This window comes from Klebsiella sp. SWET4, assembly GCF_024296565.1.
Taxonomy (GTDB): domain Bacteria; phylum Pseudomonadota; class Gammaproteobacteria; order Enterobacterales; family Enterobacteriaceae; genus Klebsiella; species Klebsiella variicola.
In genome coordinates this window covers 283052-308553 of sequence record NZ_JANCOB010000004.1, presented here as the reverse complement: position 1 = coordinate 308553, position 25502 = coordinate 283052, and the positions used below count along the sequence as shown (strand labels likewise).

The following is a 25502-nucleotide window of genomic DNA, read 5'->3' as shown; positions in this document are numbered from 1 at the left end:
GAAGCTCCTAGAGCGTCTTAATTTCAAGCAAGGCAGGCTTGCCGTGGGTTTCCATGTAAGTCAGGCAGTCCATGATTTTTTCCTGAATGGCCGCTGGCGTGTCGGCACTGCCGGGGCTATAGAGGTCAAAGGTTTTCGCCAGCGCAACAAAGTCTACTTCGTTGTCATGGAAGCCGGTGGCCAGGTTGGACAGATCTGTTGACCGCTGGCGCAGGTCGGCAATGCGTTCGGCATGCTGCTTGGAGTTGAGATACAGCCGATTGTTGATGACCAGAACCAGTAGAGGGATGTCGTAGGCCGACAGCGTCCAGAGCGCGCTCGGGGTATAGAGTAAGTCACCATCCGATTGCAGGTTAATGCACAGCTTGCCGGTGCCCTTGTGTGCAAGGGCGCCTCCGATGGCTGCACCCAGACCATAACCAAGCCCGGCACCGCCACTCATGCCGATGTAGGCTTCACTGCGGTCAATCGGCCAGAGTTGGCGAACCAGGGTGTCGATTGTCACGCTACCGGTATTGGTTAGTACCCAGCGGAGGTGCCCGATGGCTTCGTGAATGGCGATCAGTGCCTGAGCAATGGTCAGGCCGTCGGCGGGTTGTGTAACGTGCGCCAGTAACGCCTGACGCTGCTTCTGTTTATGCGCTGCGATGCGTTCGATGCGTTCCCTTGCTTGTGCCTGTGCTGTAGCGGTACGCATCTCCGCGACTGCGTGCACGGCCTGTGCGATGCGGGGGATGGAGGCCACTACGTTGGCATGCAGCGACAAGTCAGCGCACACCAGTTTCTGGCTATCAGCCACCCAACTGCTGATCAGCAGGGAATGGGTATCCAGGGTCGCAATATATAGTCCGGCATGGGGCGTCTGCCCGGAATGGGCAAGCAGACCATAGAGGTCCTGGACTTCCAGTGCTAACAGAAAGTCGCACTCGCCCATGAGGTGCGCGTCATGGTCCTGGAACACCAGTGGATGGGTGTTGGGCACGTTGAAACGTCCGTTACGGGAGATAACTGCAGCACTTGCGGTTGTGGCCACTTCCAGTAACAGGTCTGCCTGTTTGTCATTCAGCGCAGCGTAGTCTACGGCGATGACCGGATGTCGCGCTGCCATCAGGTGCTCGACCAGCTCGGACAGTTGCTGGTCGTCCAGGGCCGGCAGGCGTTCTGGGCGCACCGGGCCGGCTGGTAGTAAAAGCCCGTCAGCCAGCGACTCCTCCTGAACCGCGCTGTCGATGGCGACGTAGCAGGGCGCGTGGGGCTCGGCGGCGCAAAGTTTAAGCGCGCGTTGTACCGACTCCAACGTGGCGGCCTGGGAAATGGGCATGTCCGTCCATTTAGTATAGCCGGAGAGCAATTTGTCAATGCCCTGTGATGTATGGATCCAGTCGATCCAGGGGCGGCGCAGCGCAGCGTCAATGGGGCCGTTGCCACCCAGTACCAGCAGCGGAACCCGATCGCACCAGGCGTTGAAGATGGCCATGCTTGCGTGCTGCAAGCCGATGTTGGCGTGCACCAGCACCGCCATATGCTTGCCGCTGGCCTTGTAATACCCGTGTGCTATGGCCACGGAGATTTCTTCGTGGCAGCACATCAGGATAGTCGGAACTTCGGGGGCCGGATGATGTACCAGCGAGTCATGAATGCCGCGGAATGAGGCGCCCGGGTTGAAGCAAACATACTCAATGCCTTGGTTGATCAGCAGGTCGACAAGCAAATCGGAAAAATACTTCATTGTGCACGCTCCGAGTTGAGTGGCTCTTTGAGGTGTTTGACTGCCTCGGTGGCCTGTTGGAAGGGCAATATGTGTGGCGTCAGCTGGCAGCCAAGGCCTGGTCGCGCGGGAACAGGCAGGGGAATAGCATTGTGCTGTCGATCAATAGCGGGCATTGGCTCCATCAGGTCGCTATCAAAAAAACGGTCGTGCTGGCCGGCTTCCACCGCCAGAAAACCGTCGTAGGCCGTCAGTAATGCGCGGTGCGCGGCAATCAGCGGGCCCACTTCGGCCACCTGCACGCCCAGATAAACCGGCAGCCCCCAGTGATGGCATTGCTCAATCATCTTTGTCGTAGCAAGTAACCCACCACATTTGGCGATGCGCAGGTTCACCGCATCCAGCGCCTGGTGTTTCCAGGCCAGCGCCAGGCTGGAAGGTGAGATGACAGATTCATCGAGCATGATCGCAATACCTAGTTTGCGGCGGGCCTGGCGGTAATCCTCCAGGCTTCCCTGAGGTAAAGGTTCCTCGAACAGCGCTACGTCTAAATCCCGTAACTGCCGGGCGCTGTTGTGAAGTTGATCGGCTGACCAGCTCATGTTCGGGTCGACATACAGCTCCAGGGTTGGCGCCAATGCCCTGAGGCTTTCCAGACGCTGGCGATTGGCATGGAGGTCGGCCTCCAGCTTGAGCTTCAGCGAACGTAAGGGTTTGCGTTGCTGAAAGAAGACCTGCACCGATTGAGACAGGTCGAGTACTTGGGTGATGTTAGCCTGGGCAGGCAGTACACGGCGTGTTGCCGTGGCTGGCGCTGTGATATGCAGCAGGTAAGAGGACAGAGGCAGTTCAGCTTGCTGGGCCAGAGTATCCAGCACTGCCATCTCAACCAGGCAACGTGTATTGTTACCCACGGCTTTGTCGGGAAAGAATGGCAGGCCTTGTTCATAGAGCGCACGACCACGATCGATCGGGTCAACGCTGGTCAGGGCTTGCGCCAGTCGCGCGAAATCAATACTGCGCAGTTCTGCCAGCACGGATTCACAATCTTCTGCGGTCACATAGCGACGCGGAGCGCACTCACCGATTCCGGTGAAAGCGCCACGTGTCCAGCGCAGCACAACACTTTCCGAGGTTTGTCGTCGGTGGGCGCCATGGGTGAACGGGGTGGTCATAGGTTGGCGGACGAGATAGATCTCAGGCAGCGTCATAAGCATAGTGTCCGTTGGCTTTGACAAAATCTGCGGTGAACTGCACGACCAGGCCCATCGCCGGAGTGAAGAACAGGTAATGCTTGTCCTGGTTGACCAGCAGGGTTGAGCCGTTGATGCACAGGCGCTGAAAATGACGCACTGTGGAACTCACGTCCACAAGCGGATCTTTGTCGGCGCAGATGAACAGGCTGGGGGCGTCTATCGGTTGGGCATCGGCCGCCAGATACACCTTCTCCAGTGCCAGCAGTTTTTTGCGTTCGCGATTCTGAAGGTGAGTGGTGGCCAGCGCATCATTGCGTATGAACTCAGCCAGGTGCGGATTGGCTGTGAAATCCTCGGCCTTCAGTCCGGCGTCCCACAGACTTTGCCTGTCGTCCAGGTCAATGCTCGCGCGCTCATGTTCGCTGAGCCGGTCATGCATTTTGCCCAGCCAGGTTGAGCAGATGACGAGATTGTCGTAGGGCAACTGACCGTGGGAGCAACTGGCAATGGCAGCAAGTACCGATCCACCGAGGCAATGCCCGAACAGGCAGAGCGGAACATCGTCAGGCACTTCGCGGCGAATATGGTCAATGGCAGCCCGTGCATCCTCGTGAAGCGTACGAACATCCGGGAACCCGTGTTTCTCGCCGCTGCTGATGCCGCAACCTTCACGATCCAGCGCATAGAAGGCGATCCCCAGGTTGGCGAATGCATTACCTACTGACCATAGCCAACCCGCGTGGCTTTGCAGCCCATGGAAATACAGAATGGCGCCTTGTACCCGCATGGGCCGCCAGGCATGCAAAGCCATACGGCGGTTTGCCTGAGCCAGATAGTGGACCTCGCGAGTAATGTTGTGCTGAAACATATGCATATTCATGAGTACCTCTCAAAGTCAGAAATGTTGGATGCCCAGCAGGGACAGGTCGGGTTGGAACGGCTTGTACTTGATCTGAAGTGTTTTCCTGGCGGCTTTCTCCTTCTCGATGGCAAGGGAGATAGCGTTACCAGGGATAGTGATGACTCTTATTTGCCCCAGCCGCTTGCTGGTGCGTTTGGATTCATACTCGATATTGAGTGCCTGGAGATGACTATCCAGCAGCTGGCTGAGCATCTCCGATTCACCGCAGGGCAGTCCTCCGGCCTCGATGGCGACAGCATAGTAAGGTGTCTCTTTCCAGATCGGGGCGCATAGATACAGCCCGGCATTAGGGATGCCGCACATCTGTATTGCTTCGTGCAATTGGGTCTCGGTAATTTTTTCGCCGGTGAATGAGTGCATCACGCCGTTACGCCGACTGAAGCTGAGACGCGGTACGCCACGGTAGTAACCATGCACGCGATAGATGTCACCGGTGTACATCCGGACCATGCCATTGCCCTGCCACATAACCAGATGGTATTCGTCCCCTTCCTTCAGTTGGTCCAGTGCAAGGGTTTCCGGCTGCAGCTGGTCGCGGACCACAGCATCTATGTCGACGGACACGGGAATGAACTCGAAGAAAGCCTGGTTCACTGCCAATGGTTGGCTGTCTTGATCATCATCCACCGGCAGGGTCACTACCCCTTCGGTACCGCAGGACATGAACGGCAGCACTTTCGCCTGCCCCATAATTCGCTGCAACTGGGGTTTGTAGAGCTTAGCCGATGCAGTTGTCCAGCAACTGTAGCGCTCCAGTCCGGGCCACACATTCGTCAGCACAACGTTGTCCGCAGCCAGTATGGGCTCAAGTCGGCGAGCGGCAGCAGGGTTAGCTGCGCGTATGCTACCGCTGGCAAGCGTACCGTTATGCAAGTCGCGTAGCAGTTGTTCACGGTTTTCCAGCAGGCAATGGTGTAGTGAGAGCAGAGTGCTGGGGTTGATGGCAGTGATCAACCTTACATCCTCGCCCAGTGTCCATAACAGTCGTGCATACATCTTCTGTTCATGGCTGGCATCCAGGAATGGTGTGAACCAGGGAGCCTCATACCAGGGCGGATTCCAGTCGCCACTGCCTACCAAGGGGTTCCGGTTGCTGATCGCCTGATACGGCAGTCCTTCAACGTACTCGGTGCTCGGGTCACGTACCGTCTGGGTATCCAGCGTGGCCCATGGGTTGGCGAGGAGGGCAGGGTAGTCATGGGCAAAGAATCCCCACATCGCCTGGATGGCGGGGACCCGATACTGACGGATCCAGTGCAGCGTATAGGGGATCCGCTTTGACTGCCCGGTAGTACCGCTGGTCTTGAGCCAGCGCACTACCGGGCTGCAACTGAGTATTCCCCCTTTTTGCTGGCCTTCCCGTATCAGGGTTTCCCTGAAGCTGTCATAGGTCATGACCGGAATGTTAGTGCGGGTGATTCTGCCGTTGCAGTGGTGGACATAATAGCCATTTTCTTTCCATAACAGTGACTTATTGCATACATGAATGATGTCCTCCAGCACGTTCTCCTGTGTCCTGAGGGGGTTGTCCAGCCTCTCCAGATAACTCGCCAGCGCCTGGGCGCATTCCGCTTTGAAGGTCGGCGCCCGGTGCTGCCAATGACCGACCCAAGAGTCCAACTTTCCCATACTTTTCGTCCTCGATCTCGTGGAAGGGAATGGTGAGGGAGACTGATATGTCTCTTTTATGGCTTATATAGGATCGAAATTTAAGCGTCAATAGTTATTTGAAGTGACTGAATCCAAGGGTGAGGTTTTATCCAACGTCAGAAAATGATTTTTAATTTGCGTTTAAAACATTGATTTATTTGGTTAAATCAAATTTTTTTTACGATTGAGTTATGTGAAGAATCGAAAAATAACGTAAATTTTTTTATGAAAGATATTGACGTGGCGTCGATAGTTTGGAAAACATGTAGAACGATCTGTATCACAAGAGGGCGATTCGATGGTTTCCAAGATCACGCTGGGCACGCAGGGGTTGCAAGTTGGCCGTATAGGCCTGGGCTGTATGGGGATGAGTCAGTGGTATGGCGCTACGGATGACACCGAATCAGTGCGTACCCTGCATCGGGCAATAGAACTGGGAGTGGACTTCTTCGATTCGGCCGAGGCGTATGGACCGTTCACCAATGAACGGCTTTTACAGCGCGCTTTTGCCGGGCGGCGTGAGGAGGTAGTGATCGCTACCAAGTTCGGTTTCCGCATCGTTGACGACCAGATCGTTGGCGTGGATAGCTCCGTCAGCAATCTTCAGAAAGTCGTCGATGAATCGTTGAAGCGGCTGGGGACGGACTACATTGATGTGCTTTACCAGCATCGGCTTGACCCCTCTATACCCATTGAGGAGGTGGTGGGCGCGATGGCGCGTTTTGTCGAGCAAGGCAAGGTGAAATACCTGGGACTTTGCGAAGTGGGAGCACGCACCATTGAGCGAGCCCATACCACTCATCCAATTTCAGTGATCCAGGGTGAATACTCGTTGTGGGAGCGCAATGTTGAGCAAGAGATCTTGCCGCTTCTGGAAAGGCTGGGCATTGGCTATGTGGCGTTCTGTCCCTTGGGGCGGGGCTTTCTGACTGGCAAAGCCGCCAGCGCAAGCCACTACGATGCCAACGATTTCCGTCAGCAGGATCCACGTTTTCGCGAAGAAAATTTTGCCGCCAATACGTTTCTGACCGAGTCGATCATAGCGCTCGCGGCCTCCTGGGGGATGACGCCCGCGCAACTCGCGCTGGCCTGGCTGCTGACGCGCAGCCCGCATTTAGCGGTGATCCCCGGCACCAAGCGGGTAGCGTACCTGGAAGAAAACGTTGCCTCCGATGGCTGCGAGCTCACCGGCGAGCAATTGCATGCGATCGAGGCGCTGCTTGGTCAGTGGACCGTTGCCGGCGCGCGGTATGAGCAGCGAATGATGCAGTTCATTGACCGATAGACACTGCCAGGAGGCTGGACATGCAATCGTATCGTTTGCTGGATGAAACTGAACAACGTTTTCATCAGAACTTTTTGCACCGCAACGGTAACACCCAGGTGACTTCGTTGCTGACTGTGCCAGGCTGTGTCAGTGCCCTTCGGGCGAGGAAGGCGTTTAGCCAGTTGGTCGCTGACTATCCTTTTCTTCGACAGAAGATCGTTCCTGTGGGGGGTGAACAATACGGGTTTGTACAGATTGAAGAGCAAGTCCATTCTTCGCCCTGCGCGGCTCAACCGCCGCTGCAACCCGACATATTGCTCAGGCTTGAATTGAATCGGGTGTTGGGCGATCAAGAGTGCTGGCGCGCACTGGTCGTTCCTGATCCTGAGCTGAACCAGACGCACATTGTCCTGACGCGTAACCACGCGATCTCAGACGGCTACAGCACTGCCCGGCTGGTTAACAGCCTGGCCGGTTATCTCGGCGTGAGCCCGTCGAACTCAGATAAGCAGAAGCCGGGCGCCTTTCACCTGCGTCTGCGGTATTGGCGTGAGTATCCGATAGAGACGGGAAAAGCCAGCCATGCCGACTTTGTGAGGTTGCAGGTCAGTGCACATGTCGCGTACCGCATCGATCACTTACGCGCGACATCGGGTTTCACCGCCAACACTATCTGGGGGGGGGTTCTGGTTTACAGCTATCTGCGGCATGCCAGTGTACCGGCAGTGGATTTGTTCACTGCTTATTCGCTGCGTGATCCAGGCAGCCACGGTCAGCCACTGAGCAAGGCCTGCATGATTGATGTGCGTGAAGCTACATTTGGCGACGAGCCGCTAGACCTGCCCGGATGTATTAAGCGCTACGCGCGAGTGGTATCCCAGGACAAGGCACTGCTTGGCACAAAACCCGGCAAGCCCGCGAACCAAAGGCCGGTAGCAGAAGATACGGTGCGACCGACACTGGCCTTCACTAACACGGGGTTGCTGGATCGCTTTTTGACTCATCCCAGGGGGCGCGTTCTTGAGTTCTCCACGCTGGTCAACCGCTCCGGCGGCAACTACGAATTCGTCCTGCACTTGGGCAAGTTCAACGGCACGTGGCATGCCGCGCTGGCCTTCAGCTCACTGAAAGTCGATCGAGCGACGGCGCTTGCCTTCAAGTCACAAGTTGAGTCGGCACTTGACGCATTGCCCACTGCGCTCAACATCCAATAAGGAATTGAAAATGAATACTTCCGACAACAAGACATTGACGCTTCTTGCCACCTGTCTGGGCTTCGTGGTGGTGTTGCTCGATGTGAGCGTAGTCAATGTGGCTCTGGAGAGATTCAAAGCCGAGTTCGCCACGGACGTGCTGCAATTGCAATGGATAGTTAACGCTTATACCTTGTTTTTCGCCTCGCTCCTGCTCACCGGTGGGGCATTAGGCGATCGTTTTGGGCACAAAACGGTGTTTTTGTGGGGATATGCAGTGTTCACCCTGGCCTCGCTAGGCTGTGGCCTGGCTCATACATTACCCATTCTGATCGGCTTTCGGTCACTGCAAGGCATTGGCGCTGCGCTGTTGGTACCGACGTCTCTGGCCCTGGTGCGTATTGCCTATGAAGTACCCGCCGAACGCAGCAAGGCTATTGCTCTCTGGGCTGGGGTTGCCGGGATCGCGCTAGCTGCCGGGCCGGTTGTTGGTGGGCTGCTGATCGGCGTGTTCGGCTGGCGCAGCATTTTTTTCATCAACCTGCCCATCGGCCTGATTGGGATCGTGCTATGCATGGTCAATACACCCCGTATTGCACCCAATCATAAAGGAGGGTTCGATCTCTGGGGGCAGATCCTGGCGTTGTTCACCCTGGCCAACCTGACCTACACGGTCATTGAATTGGGCCGGGAGGGGGGCGTTGACCTGCGAGTGATTATCCACTCACTGTGTTTTGTGCTCGGACTGATTGGTTTTATCTGGGTCGAGTCGCGCACCGCGCGTCCTATGGTTCCTCTCTCGGTCTTCAACAATGCGGCGTTCAGCCTGGCCTCGATCTTGGGGGTCATCGTGAATTTTGTGTTTTACGGACTGATATTCGTCTTCAGTATCTTTTTACAGCAGGTCAATCATTACTCGGTGATCAGCACCGGTCTGGCATTCCTACCGATGACGGGTGTCCTGTTCTTCGGTAATCAGTTGGCGGCCAGGTGGTTACCCAAGCTGCGCGAGCGACGGCTGCTGGCGTTGGGACTGGCCATTGCATTGCTGGGCGTGGTTTCGTTGTGGCCATTTGTAGACGGTGCACCCTACGCAGACATTGCCGTACAGATGTTTGTTATCGGCTTCGGTATATCTCTGACCGTTCCCACGCTGACTGCGACAGCGGTCAACCACGTCAGCAGTGACAAGTCCGGGGTTGCTTCGGCAATAGTTAACGCCTCGCGCCAGGTCGGCGGCCTGATCGGGGTGGCAATTTTCAGCTTGTTGATCAGCGTGGCCGATGCCTCCCAGTTTGGCCGCGGATTCGCCCAGGTTATCGTCCTGTCCTCGTTGCTGTTGGCGGTGGGCTGGGCTTTGACGCTCGTGTTGCTGCGCAAGCAACCATTGGCCGTGAAATCGGCTACGTGAAGCAATGCTCAAAAAAACCGAAAACGATGGAGGTTGTACATGCAAACCGTCATGAAAAATGAGTCAAATCCAGGCTATACACCTTTCCAACTGAACTCCCAGCAAATTCTGGATTTTAGGGCTAACGGATGGATGAAGCTGGAAAACGTTATTTCGGCTGAAACAGTGCAGATGTTGCTGAATGAGGCCAGAACAAGGATGGGTGAAGTCGCACGCACAGTAGACCGTAACGACCCGGGCAAACAGATTGAGAATGCCTACCGCTGGTATGCGCGCTGGGATGAAGTCTCCAGCACTTGTCCGCAGATAAAGGCGCTCAGCCACTCTCCCCGGCTGGCCAGTATTGCCTCACAACTGGTGGGGGAAGATGTGCGTTTTTATTCCGACCATGTGTTCGCCAAGAACCCGGAATCCGAGGCGGGTGGAGATACGCCCTGGCACCAGGACTTTCCCCATCACCCTCTGGATCGGCAAGGTGCCTTGAACATCTGGATTGCGTTGGTGGATCTCACGCCTGAGATGGGCACCATGCAGTTTCTCAGTCGTAGTCATCGGGCGGGCATGCTGGGAAGATATTTCAACCGTCGTGATGACGTGACCTTGATCGACGAGCACCCGTGGGTACTGGATGAGTTCGAAATGTCGCCACCTATTTCACTCAAGGCCGGTGATGCAACTGTGCACGACATGAACGTCATCCACGCAGCACCGGCCAACAGTTCCAACACGCCGCGCTGGGTGTATTCGACGCTCTGGCTGCCGGTTTCTGCACGCTATACGGGAGCGTCCAACCACCGTACTGACCCGCTCGGATTGACACTCGACATGCCCATGGAACATCCCAAGTTCCCCATTATTCCAACCCGCTGACAGGCACATTCTCCGGCTGGCGATTGCCGGCCGGTGTTCGATTGAGCCAGAGGATCTGCACATGCCACATGTTTATCTTGAATATTCCGCAGGAGTAGATGACAACGTTAATGCCAGGGAAGCGATCCAGCGGCTTCATCAGGCGCTCGTCGAGGTATCCGGATTGCGACTGGACTTGGTCAAGACACGACTTATTCGGTACGACGACTACTTCATTGGTGACTGCAATGAACCTCAGGAATTCATCCACCTGAATGTTTCGACCGTGTCCGGAAAGGCCGGAGATGATGAGCAGCGGCGGGCGATCAGCGGTACGCTGCTGGATGTGCTTGCTGATATTTTCGAGCCTGTTTTGCAGCAACAAAAGGTGGATATTTCTGTACAGATCACTGAGGTACCGGCAAGTGGGTACGTACGCAGGCGGTCGACGACCTTGGTTCCATGATGCTTTGGTATGGTTGAGGGCTTGAAGGGATGTAGGTGAGGGCTCTACACCGGGACCACCGGAATTTCCGTTACCGAGGCTATTGATGCATATCAGCGGGGCTGGAGATCTTGCCAGAGAATTGGCTTTGCGTTGCTTTGTGGTATCTGGCATTTCATCGGACAAGGCCGGATGATGTATGCGCCGGACGTGAGGGACAGAAGTTAACTCGGCTGCTTTGGGCACTTCGCGCCGACCAGCAGCCTGCGTGCGATTTTGTCGTGTCGTTGCGCAACGGTCTCGTTGTTTCCCTACTGGCAACTGAACCGGCGCTTTCTGATCAGGGTGAGTAACTGGATCGCAAACTGCTGTACTTGCCGAAGGCGGCGCGTTAGCGACGTTGGATATTACGAGCTAATAATAAACACGTGACCGAATCTGTGGGCCGCCAGTATATGAAACTAACTGGATTAACTGGCTGACGCTGCGCGGCAATGGTGCCCGCACATAGTGTTCCGTCGCCGGATGAGCAGGTGGTGGTTCTGAGTATGGACGGCAGTCTCGAAACTGCGTTTGTACTGCCCTCCATTTACTCCAGACAGTTTGCACCGCCTTCGGATTCCGTGGACGGCTGCGTGACGCAGAACCCGGGCGGCGGCTGGTTAGAACACGAGCCTGCCACTGGGTGCTGGCATGTCCGGAGCATCAAATCCATAGTGATTCAGGTGGCAGACAATATTAGCCTCAAAATCACTCAGTTTGTCGTGGAGGTCGACACCATTCACATCAACAGCGAGGTGGTGATAAACGGCGCAGTCACCCAGGGGGGCGGTCCAATGAATTCCAACGGGATCGTAGTGGATGACCATACTTATATCAAAATCATGAAAGGTGGTGGCACGTCGGGAGGTCCGGTATGACGCTATATCTCGGCATGAGTCAGAACAACGGCAAGGGCATAACGGACTGTCATTTTCGGAGCAGTGGCTGATTTGACGTACCATCTCCGCAAAAAAGCTATCAGTCCTTATCCACTCAACGCGCCTCTGACGAGCGTAAGCCAGAGAAACATCGGGATAGGCACCTAAGCCGAGGCGAGATTCTTTACCATTAATATGATATTTGAGATACCAAAGACGTGAACCGCCTGGATTGACTAAAAGGTACAGTCCATGAGAATCGGAAACTTTGAAGGGTTTAGCGGATGGTTTTAAGCTACGGATTTTAGCGTGGTTCAGAGACATATGGTGGTCACTCCATAATCGAACTGAAATGACCCCAAATCAGACCACCAATCTTGCCCGATGCGGAGGGGGAAATGAAAATGCATCGGGAAGATTTTTCACGCTAACTCATTGAATATAAATCACATAAGGATTCGCAAAGAGGCATGAAAACAAGAATTTGGCTCCTCTGACTGGACTCGAACCAGTGACATACGGATTAACAGTCCGCCGTTCTACCGACTGAACTACAGAGGAATCGTGTGGAGTCGTATCTTAGCGGCGAAAAATCTTTTGTCAAACATCAATTCGCCTGTTCAGGTGCAACTGCCGCTTCCATCAACAATTTGTTGTCATTTCCGACAATTATTCAGGAAAAATACTTTGCAGGATATCCATTTCTCAATCATCATTTGAAATGTTGTTTCAACATCTCTCACTAAGGTCTCTCTTGAACGTCACCTCCGCCGTACTCCAGGCCGTCGAACGGACATCCTGGTTTAAAAAACGTCAGCGTTATCGTGTGCTGTACTGGCGCGAAATCAGCCCTCTCGCTGTCCCCATTCTGCTGGAAAATGCCTGTGTGCTGTTGATGGGGGTGTTGAGCACCTTCCTTGTCAGCTGGCTGGGAAAAGAGGCCATGGCCGGGGTGGGGCTGGCCGATAGCTTTAACATGGTGATCATGTCGTTCTTTGCTGCCATCGATCTTGGCACCACGGTGGTGGTGGCTTTTAGCCTTGGCAAGCGCGATCGGCGGCGGGCGAGAGCGGCCGCGCGTCAGTCGCTAGCTATTATGACGCTGTTTTCCATTTTGCTGGCGGGGGTGATCCATGCCTTTGGTCAGCAGATTATTGATTTTGTCGCCGGTGACGCCACTGCGCAGGTTAAGGCCCTGGCCCTGACCTACCTGGAGCTGACGGCGCTGAGCTATCCAGCGGCGGCGATTGCGCTGATCGGTAGCGGTGCACTGCGCGGCGCCGGAACCACCAAAATCCCGCTGCTGATCAACGGCGGGATGAACATCCTCAACATTTTAATCAGCAGCGTGCTCATCTACGGCATCTTCTCCTGGCCGGGGCTGGGGTTTGTCGGCGCCGGTCTTGGGCTGACCATTGCTCGCTATATTGGCGCGATAGCCACGATCTGGGTGCTGATGGTGGGTCTCAATCCGGCGCTGAGGCTGTCGCTGAAGGGCTACTTCAAACCCTTTAACTTCGCCATTATCTGGGAGGTGATGGGGATCGGCATCCCGGCCAGTATCGAATCGGTCCTGTTCAATGGCGGCAAGCTGCTGACCCAAATGTTTGTCGCCGGGATGGGTACCAACGTTATCGCCGGCAACTTTATCGCTTTTTCAGTGGCCTCGCTGATTAACCTGCCGGGCAACGCCCTCGGCTCCGCCTCGACGATCATCACCGGTAAGCGACTGGGAAAAGGGCAGATTGGTCAGGCTGAATTCCAGGCCTGGCACGTATTTTGGCTGTCGACGATCATTCTGACGCTGATCGCCTGGGGCAGCGCCCCGTTCGCCGGCTTCATTGCCTCGTTCTATACCCATGAAGACGACGTGAAAGAGGTGGTGAAGCAGCTCCTGTGGCTCAACGCCCTGTTTATGCCAATCTGGTCGCTGTCGTGGACCTTACCCTGCGCGTTTAAGGGGGCCCGCGACGTTCGCTATACCATGTGGGTGTCGATGCTGGGCATGTGGGGCTGCCGGGTGGTGGCGGGCTATACGCTGGGTATCGTGCTGGGGATGGGCGTGATAGGCGTGTGGTTGGGGATGGTGCTCGACTGGGCGGTGCGCGGCGTGCTGTTTTACTTCCGCATGGTGAGCGGTCGCTGGCTGTGGAAGTACCCGCGCGTGAAGGCCACGTCGGAGGAAACCTGAGCCGTTTGCGGGGATGAACGCCATTTTTTGCGCAAAGTGAAGAATAATTCGGCAAACGATTCATTTTATTGAAAACAGGCTTTGACAGCGCCGGGCGTCATCGATAATATGCGCCCCGTTCACACGATTCCTCTGTAGTTCAGTCGGTAGAACGGCGGACTGTTAATCCGTATGTCACTGGTTCGAGTCCAGTCAGAGGAGCCAAATTTAAGAAGCCTGCTTTCGAGCAGGCTTTTTGCTTTTCTGCGCGCCACGCTTCCCTGTGGACGCACATCCAAAGTTCTCGCCGGGCCGTTCGTTTCGCTCATCCCGGCACTGACGATCCCCTGCGGGGAACGCCAGCGTGTTTCCTTTCTAGCTCTGCGTCACCGGTTAGCGGAACGGCGGTTCGTTGAAGGTACGCAGCTTACGTGAGTGCATGTGATCTCCCTCGGCGCGCAGCAGGTCGATCGCCCGGATGCCTATCTGCAGATGCTCGGAGATAGCCCCCTCGTAGAAGCGGTTGGCCTGGCCCGGTAGCTTGATTTCACCGTGCAGCGGCTTGTCCGAGACGCAGAGCAGCGTGCCGTAAGGCACGCGGAAGCGATAGCCCTGGGCGGCGATGGTCGCGCTCTCCATATCGATAGCCACCGCGCGGCTGAGATTAAAGCGCAGCGCCGAAGCAGAATAGCGCAGCTCCCAGTTACGGTCGTCGGTGGTGACCACCGTTCCGGTACGCAGCCGCTGCTTCACCTCCTCGCCGGGCATCCCGCTCACCTGCTTGGTGGCGTCGTACAGCGCACGCTGCACTTCGGCAATGCTGGGGATCGGAATATCTGGCGGCAGTACCGCATCCAGCACATGGTCGTCGCGCAGATAGGCGTGGGCCAGCACATAGTCGCCGATAGCCTGGCTTTCACGCAGGCCGCCGCAGTGGCCAATCATCAGCCAGACATCGGGGCGCAGTACCGCCAGATGGTCACAAATGGTTTTGGCGTTAGCCGGGCCGACGCCAATGTTAATCAGGGTGATCCCTTTGCCGTCGTGGGTGATCAGATGCCAGGCTGGCATCTGGTGCTTCTTCCACGCCAGATCGGAAATGGCCTGTTCCGGCGCTTCCGTTTCCGCGGTGATCCAGATCCCGCCGGCGCAGGAGAGGGCGATATAGGGGCTGTCGGGATCGAGGATCTGGCTGCAGCCCCAGCTGACGAACTCATCCACATAGCGGGTATAGTTGGTGAACAGCACGTAGGGCTGGAAGTGTTCCGCCGGCGTGCCGGTGTAGTGACGCAGACGCGCCAGCGAAAAATCGACGCGGCGGGCGTCAAAGTGCGACAGCGGATAGAACTCGGTAGGGTGGAACAGGCCATCCGCGGTCTCATCGCCAATCTGTGACAGCTCGGTGGTGGGAAAATAGCGCGTCAGACCAGCGCTCATCGAGCGGTCGAGGGTCAGGGTGGAGCCATCTATCACATAAGGATAGGGGATCTCATGCTGCGACAGCTCGACGCTGATATGCGCGCCATAGTCCTGATACAGCAGGGTCAGCTGTTCCAGCAAATAGTGGCGGAACAGTTTCGGATTCGTAATGGTGGTGGTATAGCAACCGGCATGGGTGAAACGTCCCCAGGCGCGCGTTTTGAGGGCTTTATGATCGGCGCCGTCCCAGGAGACCGACAGCTGCGGGTAGACAAAAAGGCCTTCCGCACGGGCTTCGGTATCAGGGAGCGTATTATGGTCGATATAGTCGCCGATGGCCTTGCGTAACGCCGTGACCGAGGCTTCATAGCGCGCTTCCAGCTCGGCAAGCGCTTGTTCCGGGGTCAGACTGGCGGCCTTGTGATTCATTATTCGCTCCTTGTTTCAGGTCTGCTGACATTCCCGATAGTATGTCACAGCGTGAAAAGGACGAAGGGGAATTTATATATTGGATGCGAAGATACTGAGACTATAACTGGCTAAGGGCCGGACGTGCTCTTTATCCGCCGAGTTTGGCCCAGCGCTCACTGCTATAATGAGTGGCTTTGAGGATCTTCAACGTCTGCGCCGGGTTATTATTCAGACAATAACGAGCATTGGCCAGCGGAGTGAGTTTATCGCCTTCCTGCAGGTGGAGGCGACAGGCTTCAATTTCCGCAATCATCTCCAGCGCACCGCTCTGCAGCACGACGCAGCAGGAGCTGGTCATTGAATTTTTTCGTACTTTTTTTACCCACCACTCCATCTATATCTTCCTGTCCTGATCGCGTCCCTGCCGATAATTCATGTTTCCTCAAGGTCTGACAATAAGATTATCCCCTTGGTTTATACAGTGTTTAAAAATACGCGACCGAACGTTGATCTCATCGGTAGGCTTTTTTTCACCGAACATGAATGATCTGCCGGGTTTAATTTGCCGGAACCGATGACTATGCTGAGAAGCAGACAGTGAAAATAGCCTGTCAGGAATAGGGCAGATGAGTTCGGCTACGCGAAAAATATAAGAGGGAGCGTCATGAAGCATGTTTTACGCCACTGGCGAACGTCGGGCGCCGTGATTGGCTCACTGCTAAAAAAAGGGATCATTGCGGTACTGGTGCTGCTGGTGGTCTTTCTCGCCGGGCGGATCTATGAGTCCCAGCGTGGCCCGGCCCTGCATCGCTGGCATACCTGGAGCGCCAACGAGATGTCGGCCGAAGAGATCGACCAGGCGACCTTTGCCCAGTATCTGGCGCGGGAGAAGACGATTTTCGCCGATCTCCAGCGCGAGGTGACAGAGGCTTTGCCGGAGGAAGATAAAACCCCGGTCAACCGCTTTTATCGTCACAGCCGGGTCTGGCCGGGGCAGTTTAAGCAGGACTGGAATCGTTCTTTTGTGCTGTTGCCGCAGGGCAAGCCGCGCGGCAGCGTGGTGCTGCTCCATGGCCTGACTGATTCGCCCTACAGCGTGCGCTATCTGGCGCAACTCTGGCAGCAGCGGGGTTATGTGGCGGTGGTGCCGCGTTTGCCGGGACACGGCACCGCGCCGGGGGCGTTAACGGCGGTGGACTGGGAGACCTGGCTGGCGGCGACGCGTCTGGCAGTGCGCGAAGCGACGCGCCTGGCCGGGGCGGACGTGCCGCTGCATCTGGTCGGTTACTCTAACGGCGGCGCACTGGCGCTCAAGTATGCTCTTGATAGCCTGGAAGACAATCACTTGCGCCAGCCGCAGCAGATTATCCTGCTGTCGCCGATGATCGGTGTGACCGCGTTTGCCCGTTTCGCTGGCCTCGCCGGGCTGCCGTCCATCTTCCCGGCGTTCGCCCGCGCGGCCTGGCTGAACGTGGCGCCTGAGTTTAATCCCTTCAAGTACAACTCCTTTCCGGTCAAGGCGGCAAGACAGTCCTGGTTATTGAGCCAGGCGTTGCAGCAGCAGATTATCCGCGCGTCCCGTCAGGGCGAGCTGAAAGCGCTGCCGCCGGTCCTGACCTTTCAGTCGGTGATGGATTCCACGGTCAGCACCCGCGCGGTGGTGGAGTCCCTGTATCGTTACCTGCCGGATAACGGCAGCGAGCTGGTGGTGTTCGACATTAACCAGGCGGCGGATCTCCGGGTCCTGTTCCGTCCCGCGCTCTATGCGGCAGTCAATACGCTGCTGCCCCCGGCGCCGCGGGCCTATACCACTACGGTGGTGACCAACGCGACGGCGCACACGCTGCAGACCATCGCCCGTACCACGCTGGCGCAGGAGCGGGATGAGCATCGTTATCCGTTGCATCTCGCCTGGCCGGCGGATATGTACTCTCTGTCGCATGTGGCGGTGCCGTTTCCCCTGAGCGACTCGCTGTACGGTCGCGAGCCGGACGAGAAGAACCGCTACGGCATCAGCCTGGGCACCATTTCACTGCGAGGGGAAACCGGAACGCTGAGCGTGGGGCTGGAGACGTTAATGCGCGTCACCTCCAATCCTTTCTTTCCGTGGATGCTGGCGCGCGTCGATGAGCATATCACCTGCGGCGAACAGGCGGCGGTGGCGGCCTGCCTGAAAGCGCAGGCCAGAGCAGAGGCGTTAAAACAGGAGCAGGTGCAGAACGGTACGCAGCAGGATGCCGACGATCGCCGCGGGAACGACAAAGCGAAACAGGCGGACAAACCGTGAGCTGATGCCGAGAAAAATACCGATACCGGGGAGGTCAAAGGTCTGGATCAGCAGGCCGGCCGAGGCGTTGACCTGGCTGACGGTCACTTTGCCCTGCTGGATCAGCTCAGAAATGACGCCAAAGTAGGCGGTGCCCCCGGCGACGCACTTCACCAGCGCCGGCAGCACAAAGTTCTGCGGGATATGCAGCCAGCCAAGTACCGGCTTCAGCGCCTGCTGTAGCAGGTCAATGGCCCCGGCGCCCTGCAGCAGTCCGACGATGGTTAACGACAGGATCAGCATCGGGACTGCGCCGAGCGCCAGGCGGATGGCGTCGGAGCCGGCGCTGTTGATCACCGCCAGTATGCCCTGGCTGTTTTGCTCGGCGTTGGGCAGCGCTTCCGCGCGGGGATTCTCGGCGACCGATAAGCGCCGTCCGGTGACGTGCCAGGCGACGGCGGCCGCGCACAGCCCGCCGACCACCGAGATAACGATCGAGGCCAGCCAGTGCAGACCAAAAGGGGTGAGGGGATAAAAGACGTTGCCTTGCCCCATGGCGAACACCATGGCCAGCGTGGCGGCCATTTGCCGGTCCGAGACGCCGCGTTTGTCCATAATCGACAGCGTCGCAAGCGGGGCGGCAAAGCTGACAAAGTTAATCTGGATCAGGGCGAAGGCGCTCATCCCGGTTAAGCCGAAGGGCTTCAGCAGCGGGGCAACCCAGCGAACAATCACATCGAGGATGCCGCGGACCTCCAGATATTTCATGATGATCAGCATGATCACCATAATCGGCAACAGCGTATACAGCGCAACGTCAACGGATGATTTACCCGCCGCCATAATGATGCTTATGACATCCATTTACTTTTTTACCACTCGCAAAGGCATCGGTTCGCGTCATCATAATCCCGTGGGGAAGGAAATGATATGCCTTGATCCTCTCGAAGTCCGGCGCCCCACGGGCGCCGGGAGAAGAGGATTACTGGCCGATATTGACCAGCGTCCGGCCGTGAATCGTGTTGCTGAGAAAATCTGCGGCATACGCTGGCGCCTGCTCCAGCGTGATTTCGGTGGCCGCCTGCTGGTAGTAGCTTTCCGGCAGGAGCTGGGCCAGACGCTGCCAGACGGCGTCGCGTTCAGCGGTCGGCACCATCACCGAGTCCACCCCCTGCAGGCGCACGTTGCGCAGAATAAACGGCATCACGGTGGTCGGCAGATCGAAGCCCCCGGCCAGACCGCAGGCGGCGACGCAGCCGCGGTATTGCGTCTGCGCCAGCACTTTGGCCAGCATCGTGCCGCCAACGGTATCCACCGCGCCCGCCCACAGCTGTTTCTCCAGCGGACGGGTCTCCGCGAAGTCGCTGCGCGGCAGGATCGCATCGGCGCCCAGCTGACGCAGGTAATCGTGCGTCGATTCCCGGCCCGATACCGCCGTCACCCGGTAGCCCAGCGCTTTCAGCAACACCACGGCGGTGCTGCCGACCCCGCCGCTGGCGCCGGTAACCAGGATATCCCCGCTTTCCGGAGTGACGCCCGCATTGACGAGGGCATCAACGCACAGCATTGCGGTAAAGCCGGCGGTGCCGATGATCATCGCCTGGCGCGCGCTGAGCGCCGCCGGCTGGGCAACCAGCCAGTCGCCTTTGACGCAGGCTTCGGTGGCCAGGCCACCCCAGTGGTTTTCGCCTACGCCCCAGCCGGTGAGGATCACGTCCTGACCGGGAACAAAGCGCGGATCGCGGCTTTCACTCACCCGTCCCGCAAAATCGATGCCAGGCACCATCGGGAACTGACGGATGATTTTGCCTTTGCCGGTGATCGCCAGGGCATCTTTATAGTTGAGACTCGACCAGTCGATAGCGACCCGAACGTCGCCTTCGGCAAGGGCGGGCAGGTCGATCGCTTTGACGGCGGCGACGGTGCGGTTGTCGATCTGGTCCAGAACTAATGCTTTCATGACAGAGTATTCCTCGTCGGAAGGGGGTTATCGGCGCTAACGCCGTCCTGTGCAGGTGTTTTTGTTGTCATACTGTGCGCAAAAAATTCCCAGTACTGGTGAAGCGGTGCGGCGGACTGGCACAGCCTGGCGCGCATCACCGCGCCTTCCCAGCCGATCCAGAAGACCTGGGCCAGCGCGTCCGGTGAGGCGTCGCGGGCGATCGCTCCGGCAGCCTGCGCCTCGTGCAGGCAGCGGGCCACGCGCGACTCCCATGCCGCCAGAATCGCTTTTAATCGCCCGGGAAAGGTGTCGGGTAACAGCGGGGCTTCCTGCAGGAGGTTGCCCACCAGGCAGCCGCGGCGAAACTGGTATTTCTCCATCCCCTGGCCGGCATGACGCACAAAAGCCGCCATCCGTTCCAGCGGCGGCACGGCGTCGTCCAGCAGGAATTTATCTAATTTATGCGCAAAAAAGTCGCCATAGGCGCTAAGCACGGCCAGGCCAAAAGCCTCTTTGCTTTTAAAGCAGTGATAAAACGATCCCTTGGGCACATCGATATTCCTGATAACGGCCTCGATACCCGCCGCGAGATAGCCCGTTTCGGTCAGCACTTCAAGGCCTGAGCGAATCAGCGCCTGGCGCGTATCGTCAAACTGGCGATCGACCTTGGGTGGACGACCGCGGCGGGGCTTCAGGACGGCGGAGGTATCGGGATTCATCATTTAGACCGTGTGGTTTAATTGTTGGTCAGGGTACGCCCAAACCCGGGATGGGGCAAGCGCAGCGTGGCGGAGGAGAGGGATGTCGAAACCAGGGTCAGGAAGGCGGCCTGGCATGAGCATGTTCTGGCACTGTACGGCGATAACCGTTGTTTTCGGCAGTGAAATATTACTCTGCGAATTCTATTAGGTTGCCTGGTAATATCCGTATTCGAAATACGATAAGAAGAACTAATAATATAAAAATATATTGATCCGTGATTACCATCAGGTGGGATAGACGAGCGCCAGAGATACCTGCATTGCGCTGTCGCAGACGCGGATTGTCAATTATTTGCAGACGATGGCGGATTGACAAAGGCGGTACGATAAAACACATTGTCACCCCTGGTTCGGCATGAGGCGCACCGTAGTTTAAATAACATCGCCATCATACAGAGATTGCTGACCTCTATTATCGGCGTCTGAAGCAATAAACCGGCGATGAAACAACACCTGCAAGGAAAGGAATAAAAGCGTGATGTACAGAATGAGTATTGCCGTCAGAGGAGGGGGCGAATGTCGCTAATTACTATTGTGTTGGTCTTTATGATGGCCATCGTCGTGACCGTGTTCGTGTCTCATCTTCTGCCCGTTAAGGTGCCGCTGCCGCTGATCCAGATCGCCGCAGGCGCTGCGCTGGCCGCCGGCGGATTTCAGGTCGATTTCGATCCGCATATCTTTTTGCTGCTGTTTATTCCGCCGCTGCTTTTCCTCGATGGCTGGCGGATCCCCAAAGACGCCTTTTTCAGGGATATGAAGCCGATTCTGTCGCTGGCGATAGGCCTGGTGATGGTGACGATCCTCGGCATTGGTCTGTTTATACACTGGCTGATCCCGGCTATCACCGTGGCCGCGGGGTTCGCCCTCGCGGCTATTCTGTCACCCACCGATCCGGTGGCGGTATCGGCAATGACCGCCAGCTCGCCGCTTCCCTCAAGGATGGCGCATATTCTCGAAGGGGAGTCGCTGTTAAACGATGCTTCAGGCCTTGTCGCCTTTAACTTCGCCATCGCCGCGGTGCTGACCGGCAGCTTCTCCCCGGGAGACGCGGTAGTGAAGTTTTTCCTGATGGCGTTTGGGGGCATCCTCAGTGGCCTCGTGGTGGTGTGGGTCACCGGCAAATGCAATAACTTTCTCGTGCGGCGCACCCGCGAGGAGCCGGCAATCCAGATCCTGATAAGCCTGCTTATCCCCTTCGCTGCCTATCTGCTGGCCGAGGCGTTCCATGTCTCAGGCATTCTTGCCGCGGTGGCCGCCGGCATTGCGATGCACTATGAGCAGCTGTCGGGTCCCCGACTGCCGGCGACGCGCATGAAAAGCAGCGCGGTGTGGACCATGCTGCAGACCACCCTCAACGGCATGATTTTTCTCATGCTGGGCGAGCAGCTGCCGCGCATGCTGAATACGCTTCCTGCGGTGGCCAGTCAGGCCGGCGTCTCGTCTCCCTGGTATCTGCTGCTGTACGCGGTGGCCATCACCCTGGCGCTTGGCCTGATGCGCTTTGCCTGGGTATGGCTGTCGATGACCCTGACGATTTTCCGCCGTAAGCGCCGGGGCAAGGCTATCACTATCCGTCCGCGATTCAGCATTATGGCCGTCATGGCGCTGGCGGGGGTAAAAGGTTCCGTGACCCTTGCCGGTATCCTGACACTACCGGTATTGCTGGCGGATGGCTCGCCGTTTCCGGGGCGGGAACTGCTGATCTTTCTCTCAATGGCGGTGATCCTGATGTCGCTCATCGTGGCGGCTGTTGGCCTGCCGTACATGACCCAGTATCTTGCCGATGATTTACCCCATGACACCGGAAAGGACAATATCGGTGCGGTGATGACCGAAGTGGCGATTAACCGCCTGAATGCGCTGCTGGACGAGTCGGTGGACGATCCGAATGAGCAGGCTTTGCGGGTCGATGCGGGCAATATGCTGCTGGAAACGTACCAGCGGCGGCTGCACTATAACGACAGTGACGAGGGGCAGGACGTCGGGCTGGAGCTGGCGAAGCGCGCCAGGCTGGAGAAGTATATGCAAAGGGAGGTCATTATCGCTCAGCGCCAGGAGCTGTTCCGGCTGCGGCGCGCCCATAACATCAGTGATACGACCTTTTATGAAGTGCTGCGGGAGATAGACCTCAAGGAAGAAAGCTTGCGCTAACAAACATGGCCGGTGGGCCGGGGCGTAAGCGCTGAAAGGGGCTGGTTCGCCTTCCGGAAGAGGTGTTCTGCCGCGGTATAAAACAAAGCCTGCTGGAAAAGCAGGCTTTTTTTATGTTGGCGGCCTGGACTGGCGAACAGTGGCAGATGGGGCGAGTTGCTCTGAAAGCAAACCTCTGGCTCTACTTATTGCAAGGAACCTGCTTTTCCCCATCTCACTGGGGTTTGACGCCTGCAATGCTTGACCAGGCGGGATGCAATGTCGCGACTGAGCGAGGTGAGGGGGGAAGAATACCTTGATTTTTAACTATTTATTCTTTTCAGCTATTTAAAGTCAATAAGGTTATTTGTTTTTAATGTGGGTAATGCATAAAAGTGAGGTAACGCCAAAAAGAATTTTATCGATGTGCTTTTATGAAGGATATTATTATGCCGGAAGCGGGTGAATTGTATCTCTTGCCGAAAAGAGAAAATAACTGGCATTTAAATAATGTCGTCAATGAATTGCGTCGCGTTCGCCAGGCGTGGCGCGATGAGCACGCGAAGAATAATTATCGTAATAAACGGAGTTTACCTTCCCGGGAAAGCGTTAATTCCGTCGCGGATACATTGATAAAAGTGCTTTATCCGATGCGCTTAGGCGACGTGGACTTACGCAAAGAGGGGGAAGATTATTACGTCGGCCATTTGCTGGGCACAGCGCTGGACAGGCTCACCGAAGAAGCACTTCTGGAACTCTATTATCAGTCGGATGAGCAGGCGGAAAATGAGGTCCTGTTGCAGGAGGCGGTCAGACGCGTTCAGCAGTTTGCCAACCGTTTACCGGTGATTCGTCAGCGTCTTGACGGTGATATCCTCGCCGCTTATCAGGGTGACCCCTCCGCGCGCAGCATGGATGATGTGCTGCTCTGCTACCCGGGAATTCATGCGGTGATGCACTATCGGCTGGCCCATGAGCTGCATCAGCTCGACCTTCCGCTGCTGGCGCGCATCATCACGGAAAAGGCGCATAGCCAGACCGGAATCGATATTCATCCCGGTGCGCAGATTGATGACGGATTCTTTATCGATCACGGAACCGGCGTGGTCATTGGTGAAACCGCCATCGTCGGTAAACGAGTACGTATTTATCAAGCCGTCACCCTGGGGGCCAAACGTTTCCTCGTCGGTGAGGACGGACAATTGCAAAAAAATTATCCTCGCCACCCTATTATTGAAGATGACGTTGTGATTTATGCCGGCGCGACAATCCTCGGGAGAATTACCATTGGGGCGCGCTCCAGCATCGGAGGAAATATCTGGCTAACCCGTGATGTGCCACCGGACAGTAATGTTCAACAGGCGCGAATACAGCAGAGACATTTCAGCGACGGCGACGGCATTTAATCATTACAAGAATAAATAAACCTATCGTTCCCGTACCATTAAAATAGCAGCGTGATCATTATTATGAATTTACTTGAAACGATTGGCGAGACGCCTTTAATAGCCTTGCCCTCTTTTTCTGCAGAATTATCGGGTGTCACGCTGCTGGCAAAAGCTGAATTTATGAATCCCAGCGGCTCGGTGAAAGACCGCGCGGCAAAAGCGATGGTACTGGACGGAATTGCGCGGGGGTTATTGACGCCGGATAAAACTATTATTGATGCGACCAGCGGTAATACCGGAATTGCTTACGCGATGATCGGCGCCGCGCTGGGGTATCACGTTCGGCTGTATCTCCCGCAGAATACCAGCCCGGAGCGTAAAAAAATAATTCGTCAGTATGGCGCCACGATTGTGGAGACTGATCCGCTTGAAGGTTCCGATGGCGCTTATCTTGAAGTCCAGGCCCAGGTCGCCGCACACCCGGAGCGCTATTTTTATCCCGACCAGTATAACAACCCCGTTAATCCGCAAACGCATTTCGCGACCACCGGGAAAGAGATCTGGGAGCAAAGCGGAAAGCAAGTCACCCATTTTGTCGCCGGGATGGGCACGTCAGGCAGTTTTGTCGGCACCGCCCGGCGGCTGAAGTTTGAGGATCCGCGGGTGAAAACCCTCGCCGTTCAGCCCGCTTCGCCATTCCATGGCATTGAAGGGACTAAGCATATGGGCAGCAGTATTAAACCCGGCATTCTCGACGAAACCCTGTTTGATGATGTGATTTCCGTCACCACCGAGGAGGCCTATGCGAGTGCGCGACGCCTCGCCCGGCGGGACGGCATTTTTGTCGGTATTTCATCTGGCGCCAATGTTGCCGCCGCCGCACGGCTGGCCCGCACGCTGCCGGCTGGTTCGGTGGTGGTCACGCTGCTGTGCGATGTGGGCTCCCGCTATTTGACCGACCCTTTCTGGAATGAAACCCATGATTGAATTGACTCGTGAAATCGCCAGACAGATTGGCGCTGAAGGGGAAAAGACCTATCCCAATGAATGCTGTGGTGCGCTTTTTGGTCATTTATCTGCGCAGGGCGATGGCCGCGTGACGGCGATTTTCCCCATCGTCAACGCGCGGGAATCGGAAGAGCAGTACCACCGCTTTGTTATCACCGCCGACGACGCCTTGCGGGCGGAGCGTGCTGCGCTGGCGGAAGGTGTGGATGTCATCGGCTATTACCATTCGCACCCCGATCATCCGGCCATTCCATCGGAATTTGACCGTGAACATGCCCTGCCGTTTTACGCCTACATCATCGTGGCGGTCGCGCAGCGGCAGGCGGGGGCGCTGACCAGCTGGCGGCTCGCGCAGGACCGCCTGCGCTTTTTGCAGGAGGAAGTGCACATCGTTTCATGACGTGAATAACAGGCACAACGTTGCCGGAAACCAGAGCAAAACACGG

At 56.6% G+C, this 25502-nt stretch carries 20 protein-coding genes, 2 tRNA genes and 4 pseudogenes; 15 read left to right on the top strand and 11 right to left on the bottom strand.

Going from position 1 to position 25502, the window contains the following annotated elements; translation table 11 throughout:
* Positions 1-7: 7 nt before the first annotated feature.
* From NKJ21_RS12845 to NKJ21_RS12830, 4 genes are read right to left on the bottom strand one after another with little or no spacing between them, the layout of a single operon-like run.
* A complete protein-coding gene (locus NKJ21_RS12845) occupies positions 8-1729 on the bottom strand; it encodes a thiamine pyrophosphate-binding protein (RefSeq protein WP_023322929.1) in 1722 nt (573 codons plus the stop codon).
* Complete coding sequence (locus NKJ21_RS12840) at positions 1726-2925, bottom strand: mandelate racemase/muconate lactonizing enzyme family protein (RefSeq protein ID WP_254732929.1); 1200 nt, start codon at positions 2923-2925, stop codon at positions 1726-1728. The genes NKJ21_RS12845 and NKJ21_RS12840 overlap by 4 nt, the downstream gene beginning before the upstream one ends.
* Positions 2906-3772, bottom strand: a complete 867-nt coding sequence (locus NKJ21_RS12835; protein ID WP_227538960.1) for an alpha/beta hydrolase — start codon at positions 3770-3772, stop codon at positions 2906-2908. The genes NKJ21_RS12840 and NKJ21_RS12835 overlap by 20 nt, the downstream gene beginning before the upstream one ends.
* Positions 3773-3799: 27 nt before the next feature.
* A complete protein-coding gene (locus tag NKJ21_RS12830) occupies positions 3800-5455 on the bottom strand; it encodes a GH3 auxin-responsive promoter family protein (protein ID WP_254732927.1) in 1656 nt (551 codons plus the stop codon).
* 319 nt (positions 5456-5774) lie between these two features.
* On the opposite strand from NKJ21_RS12830, the gene NKJ21_RS12825 reads away from it, so the two are divergent.
* The 7 genes and pseudogenes from NKJ21_RS12825 to NKJ21_RS12795 all read left to right on the top strand — a co-directional run.
* Positions 5775-6761 (top strand): aldo/keto reductase, encoded by a 987-nt coding sequence (locus NKJ21_RS12825; protein WP_023322925.1) that lies wholly within the window; start codon positions 5775-5777, stop codon positions 6759-6761.
* Between the two features lie 20 nt (positions 6762-6781).
* On the top strand, positions 6782-7957 hold the full coding sequence (locus NKJ21_RS12820; protein WP_023322924.1) for a hypothetical protein: 1176 nt from the start codon (positions 6782-6784) through the stop codon (positions 7955-7957).
* A 10-nt stretch (positions 7958-7967) separates the two neighbouring features.
* Complete coding sequence (locus NKJ21_RS12815) at positions 7968-9347, top strand: MFS transporter (protein ID WP_023322923.1); 1380 nt, start codon at positions 7968-7970, stop codon at positions 9345-9347.
* Positions 9348-9386: 39 nt separating this feature from the next.
* Entirely contained in the window at positions 9387-10217 is an 831-nt protein-coding gene (locus tag NKJ21_RS12810) for a phytanoyl-CoA dioxygenase family protein (RefSeq protein WP_023322922.1), read from the top strand.
* A gap of 61 nt (positions 10218-10278) precedes the next feature.
* The gene (locus NKJ21_RS12805) at positions 10279-10662 is read left to right on the top strand and encodes a 5-carboxymethyl-2-hydroxymuconate Delta-isomerase (RefSeq protein WP_032738873.1); all 384 of its coding nucleotides are present in this window, start codon (positions 10279-10281) and stop codon (positions 10660-10662) included.
* Between the two features lie 143 nt (positions 10663-10805).
* Positions 10806-11056 (top strand): annotated as a pseudogene (locus NKJ21_RS12800) (ATP-dependent helicase); the annotation flags it as partial.
* A 42-nt stretch (positions 11057-11098) separates the two neighbouring features.
* Positions 11099-11561 (top strand): annotated as a pseudogene (locus NKJ21_RS12795) (phage baseplate assembly protein V); the annotation flags it as partial.
* A 120-nt stretch (positions 11562-11681) separates the two neighbouring features.
* Here the strand turns inward: NKJ21_RS12795 and NKJ21_RS12790 are convergent.
* Positions 11682-11885 (bottom strand): annotated as a pseudogene (locus NKJ21_RS12790) (Arm DNA-binding domain-containing protein); the annotation flags it as partial.
* 161 nt (positions 11886-12046) lie between these two features.
* Positions 12047-12122 (bottom strand) — tRNA-Asn (locus NKJ21_RS12785).
* Positions 12123-12127: 5 nt separating this feature from the next.
* On the opposite strand from NKJ21_RS12785, the gene NKJ21_RS27840 reads away from it, so the two are divergent.
* From NKJ21_RS27840 to NKJ21_RS12775, 3 genes are all read left to right on the top strand, one after another.
* Positions 12128-12307 carry a DUF5951 family protein gene (locus NKJ21_RS27840; protein WP_219163281.1) on the top strand — a complete coding sequence of 60 codons (180 nt, stop codon included), beginning with the start codon at positions 12128-12130 and terminating at the stop codon, positions 12305-12307.
* Between the two features lie 8 nt (positions 12308-12315).
* Positions 12316-13752, top strand: coding sequence for an EmmdR/YeeO family multidrug/toxin efflux MATE transporter (locus tag NKJ21_RS12780; RefSeq protein ID WP_254732925.1), 1437 nt, complete (start codon positions 12316-12318; stop codon positions 13750-13752).
* 128 nt (positions 13753-13880) lie between these two features.
* Positions 13881-13956: transfer RNA gene (locus NKJ21_RS12775), tRNA-Asn, on the top strand.
* Positions 13957-14124: 168 nt separating this feature from the next.
* On the opposite strand, the gene NKJ21_RS12770 is transcribed toward NKJ21_RS12775, so the two are convergent.
* Together NKJ21_RS12770 and pmrD are read right to left on the bottom strand one after the other, a co-directional pair.
* On the bottom strand, positions 14125-15579 hold the full coding sequence (locus NKJ21_RS12770; protein ID WP_008804170.1) for an AMP nucleosidase: 1455 nt from the start codon (positions 15577-15579) through the stop codon (positions 14125-14127).
* A 130-nt stretch (positions 15580-15709) separates the two neighbouring features.
* On the bottom strand, positions 15710-15955 hold the full coding sequence (gene pmrD, locus NKJ21_RS12765) for a signal transduction protein PmrD (RefSeq protein ID WP_008804171.1): 246 nt from the start codon (positions 15953-15955) through the stop codon (positions 15710-15712).
* Between the two features lie 270 nt (positions 15956-16225).
* Between pmrD and NKJ21_RS12760 the strand changes: the two genes are divergently transcribed.
* Positions 16226-17848 carry a carboxylesterase gene (locus NKJ21_RS12760; RefSeq protein ID WP_070612286.1) on the top strand — a complete coding sequence of 541 codons (1623 nt, stop codon included), beginning with the start codon at positions 16226-16228 and terminating at the stop codon, positions 17846-17848.
* On the opposite strand, the gene NKJ21_RS12755 is transcribed toward NKJ21_RS12760, so the two are convergent.
* The 3 genes and pseudogenes from NKJ21_RS12755 to NKJ21_RS12745 form a co-directional block, all read right to left on the bottom strand.
* Entirely contained in the window at positions 17759-18691 is a 933-nt protein-coding gene (locus NKJ21_RS12755) for a nucleoside recognition domain-containing protein (protein ID WP_060619950.1), read from the bottom strand. The two genes, NKJ21_RS12760 and NKJ21_RS12755, sit on opposite strands and share 90 nt — an antisense overlap.
* A gap of 118 nt (positions 18692-18809) precedes the next feature.
* Positions 18810-19730, bottom strand: coding sequence for an MDR family oxidoreductase (locus tag NKJ21_RS12750; RefSeq protein ID WP_231669024.1), 921 nt, complete (start codon positions 19728-19730; stop codon positions 18810-18812).
* Positions 19663-20488: pseudogene (locus NKJ21_RS12745) on the bottom strand (TetR family transcriptional regulator C-terminal domain-containing protein). Before NKJ21_RS12745 ends, NKJ21_RS12750 begins: the two are co-directional and overlap by 68 nt.
* Positions 20489-21046: 558 nt before the next feature.
* Between NKJ21_RS12745 and NKJ21_RS12740 the strand changes: the two are divergent.
* The 4 genes from NKJ21_RS12740 (at position 21047) to NKJ21_RS12725 (ending at position 25456) form a co-directional block, all read left to right on the top strand.
* A complete protein-coding gene (locus tag NKJ21_RS12740) occupies positions 21047-22681 on the top strand; it encodes a Na+/H+ antiporter (RefSeq protein ID WP_032740043.1) in 1635 nt (544 codons plus the stop codon).
* Positions 22682-23136: 455 nt separating this feature from the next.
* A complete protein-coding gene (epsC, locus tag NKJ21_RS12735) occupies positions 23137-24066 on the top strand; it encodes a serine O-acetyltransferase EpsC (RefSeq protein WP_008804177.1) in 930 nt (309 codons plus the stop codon).
* A 63-nt stretch (positions 24067-24129) separates the two neighbouring features.
* Positions 24130-25035, top strand: a complete 906-nt coding sequence (locus tag NKJ21_RS12730; RefSeq protein ID WP_012967642.1) for a PLP-dependent cysteine synthase family protein — start codon at positions 24130-24132, stop codon at positions 25033-25035.
* Positions 25028-25456: a Mov34/MPN/PAD-1 family protein gene (locus NKJ21_RS12725; protein ID WP_060619949.1), complete on the top strand. Its 429-nt coding sequence runs from the start codon at positions 25028-25030 to the stop codon at positions 25454-25456. The genes NKJ21_RS12730 and NKJ21_RS12725 overlap by 8 nt, the downstream gene beginning before the upstream one ends.
* The last annotated feature ends 46 nt before the right edge of the window (positions 25457-25502 follow it).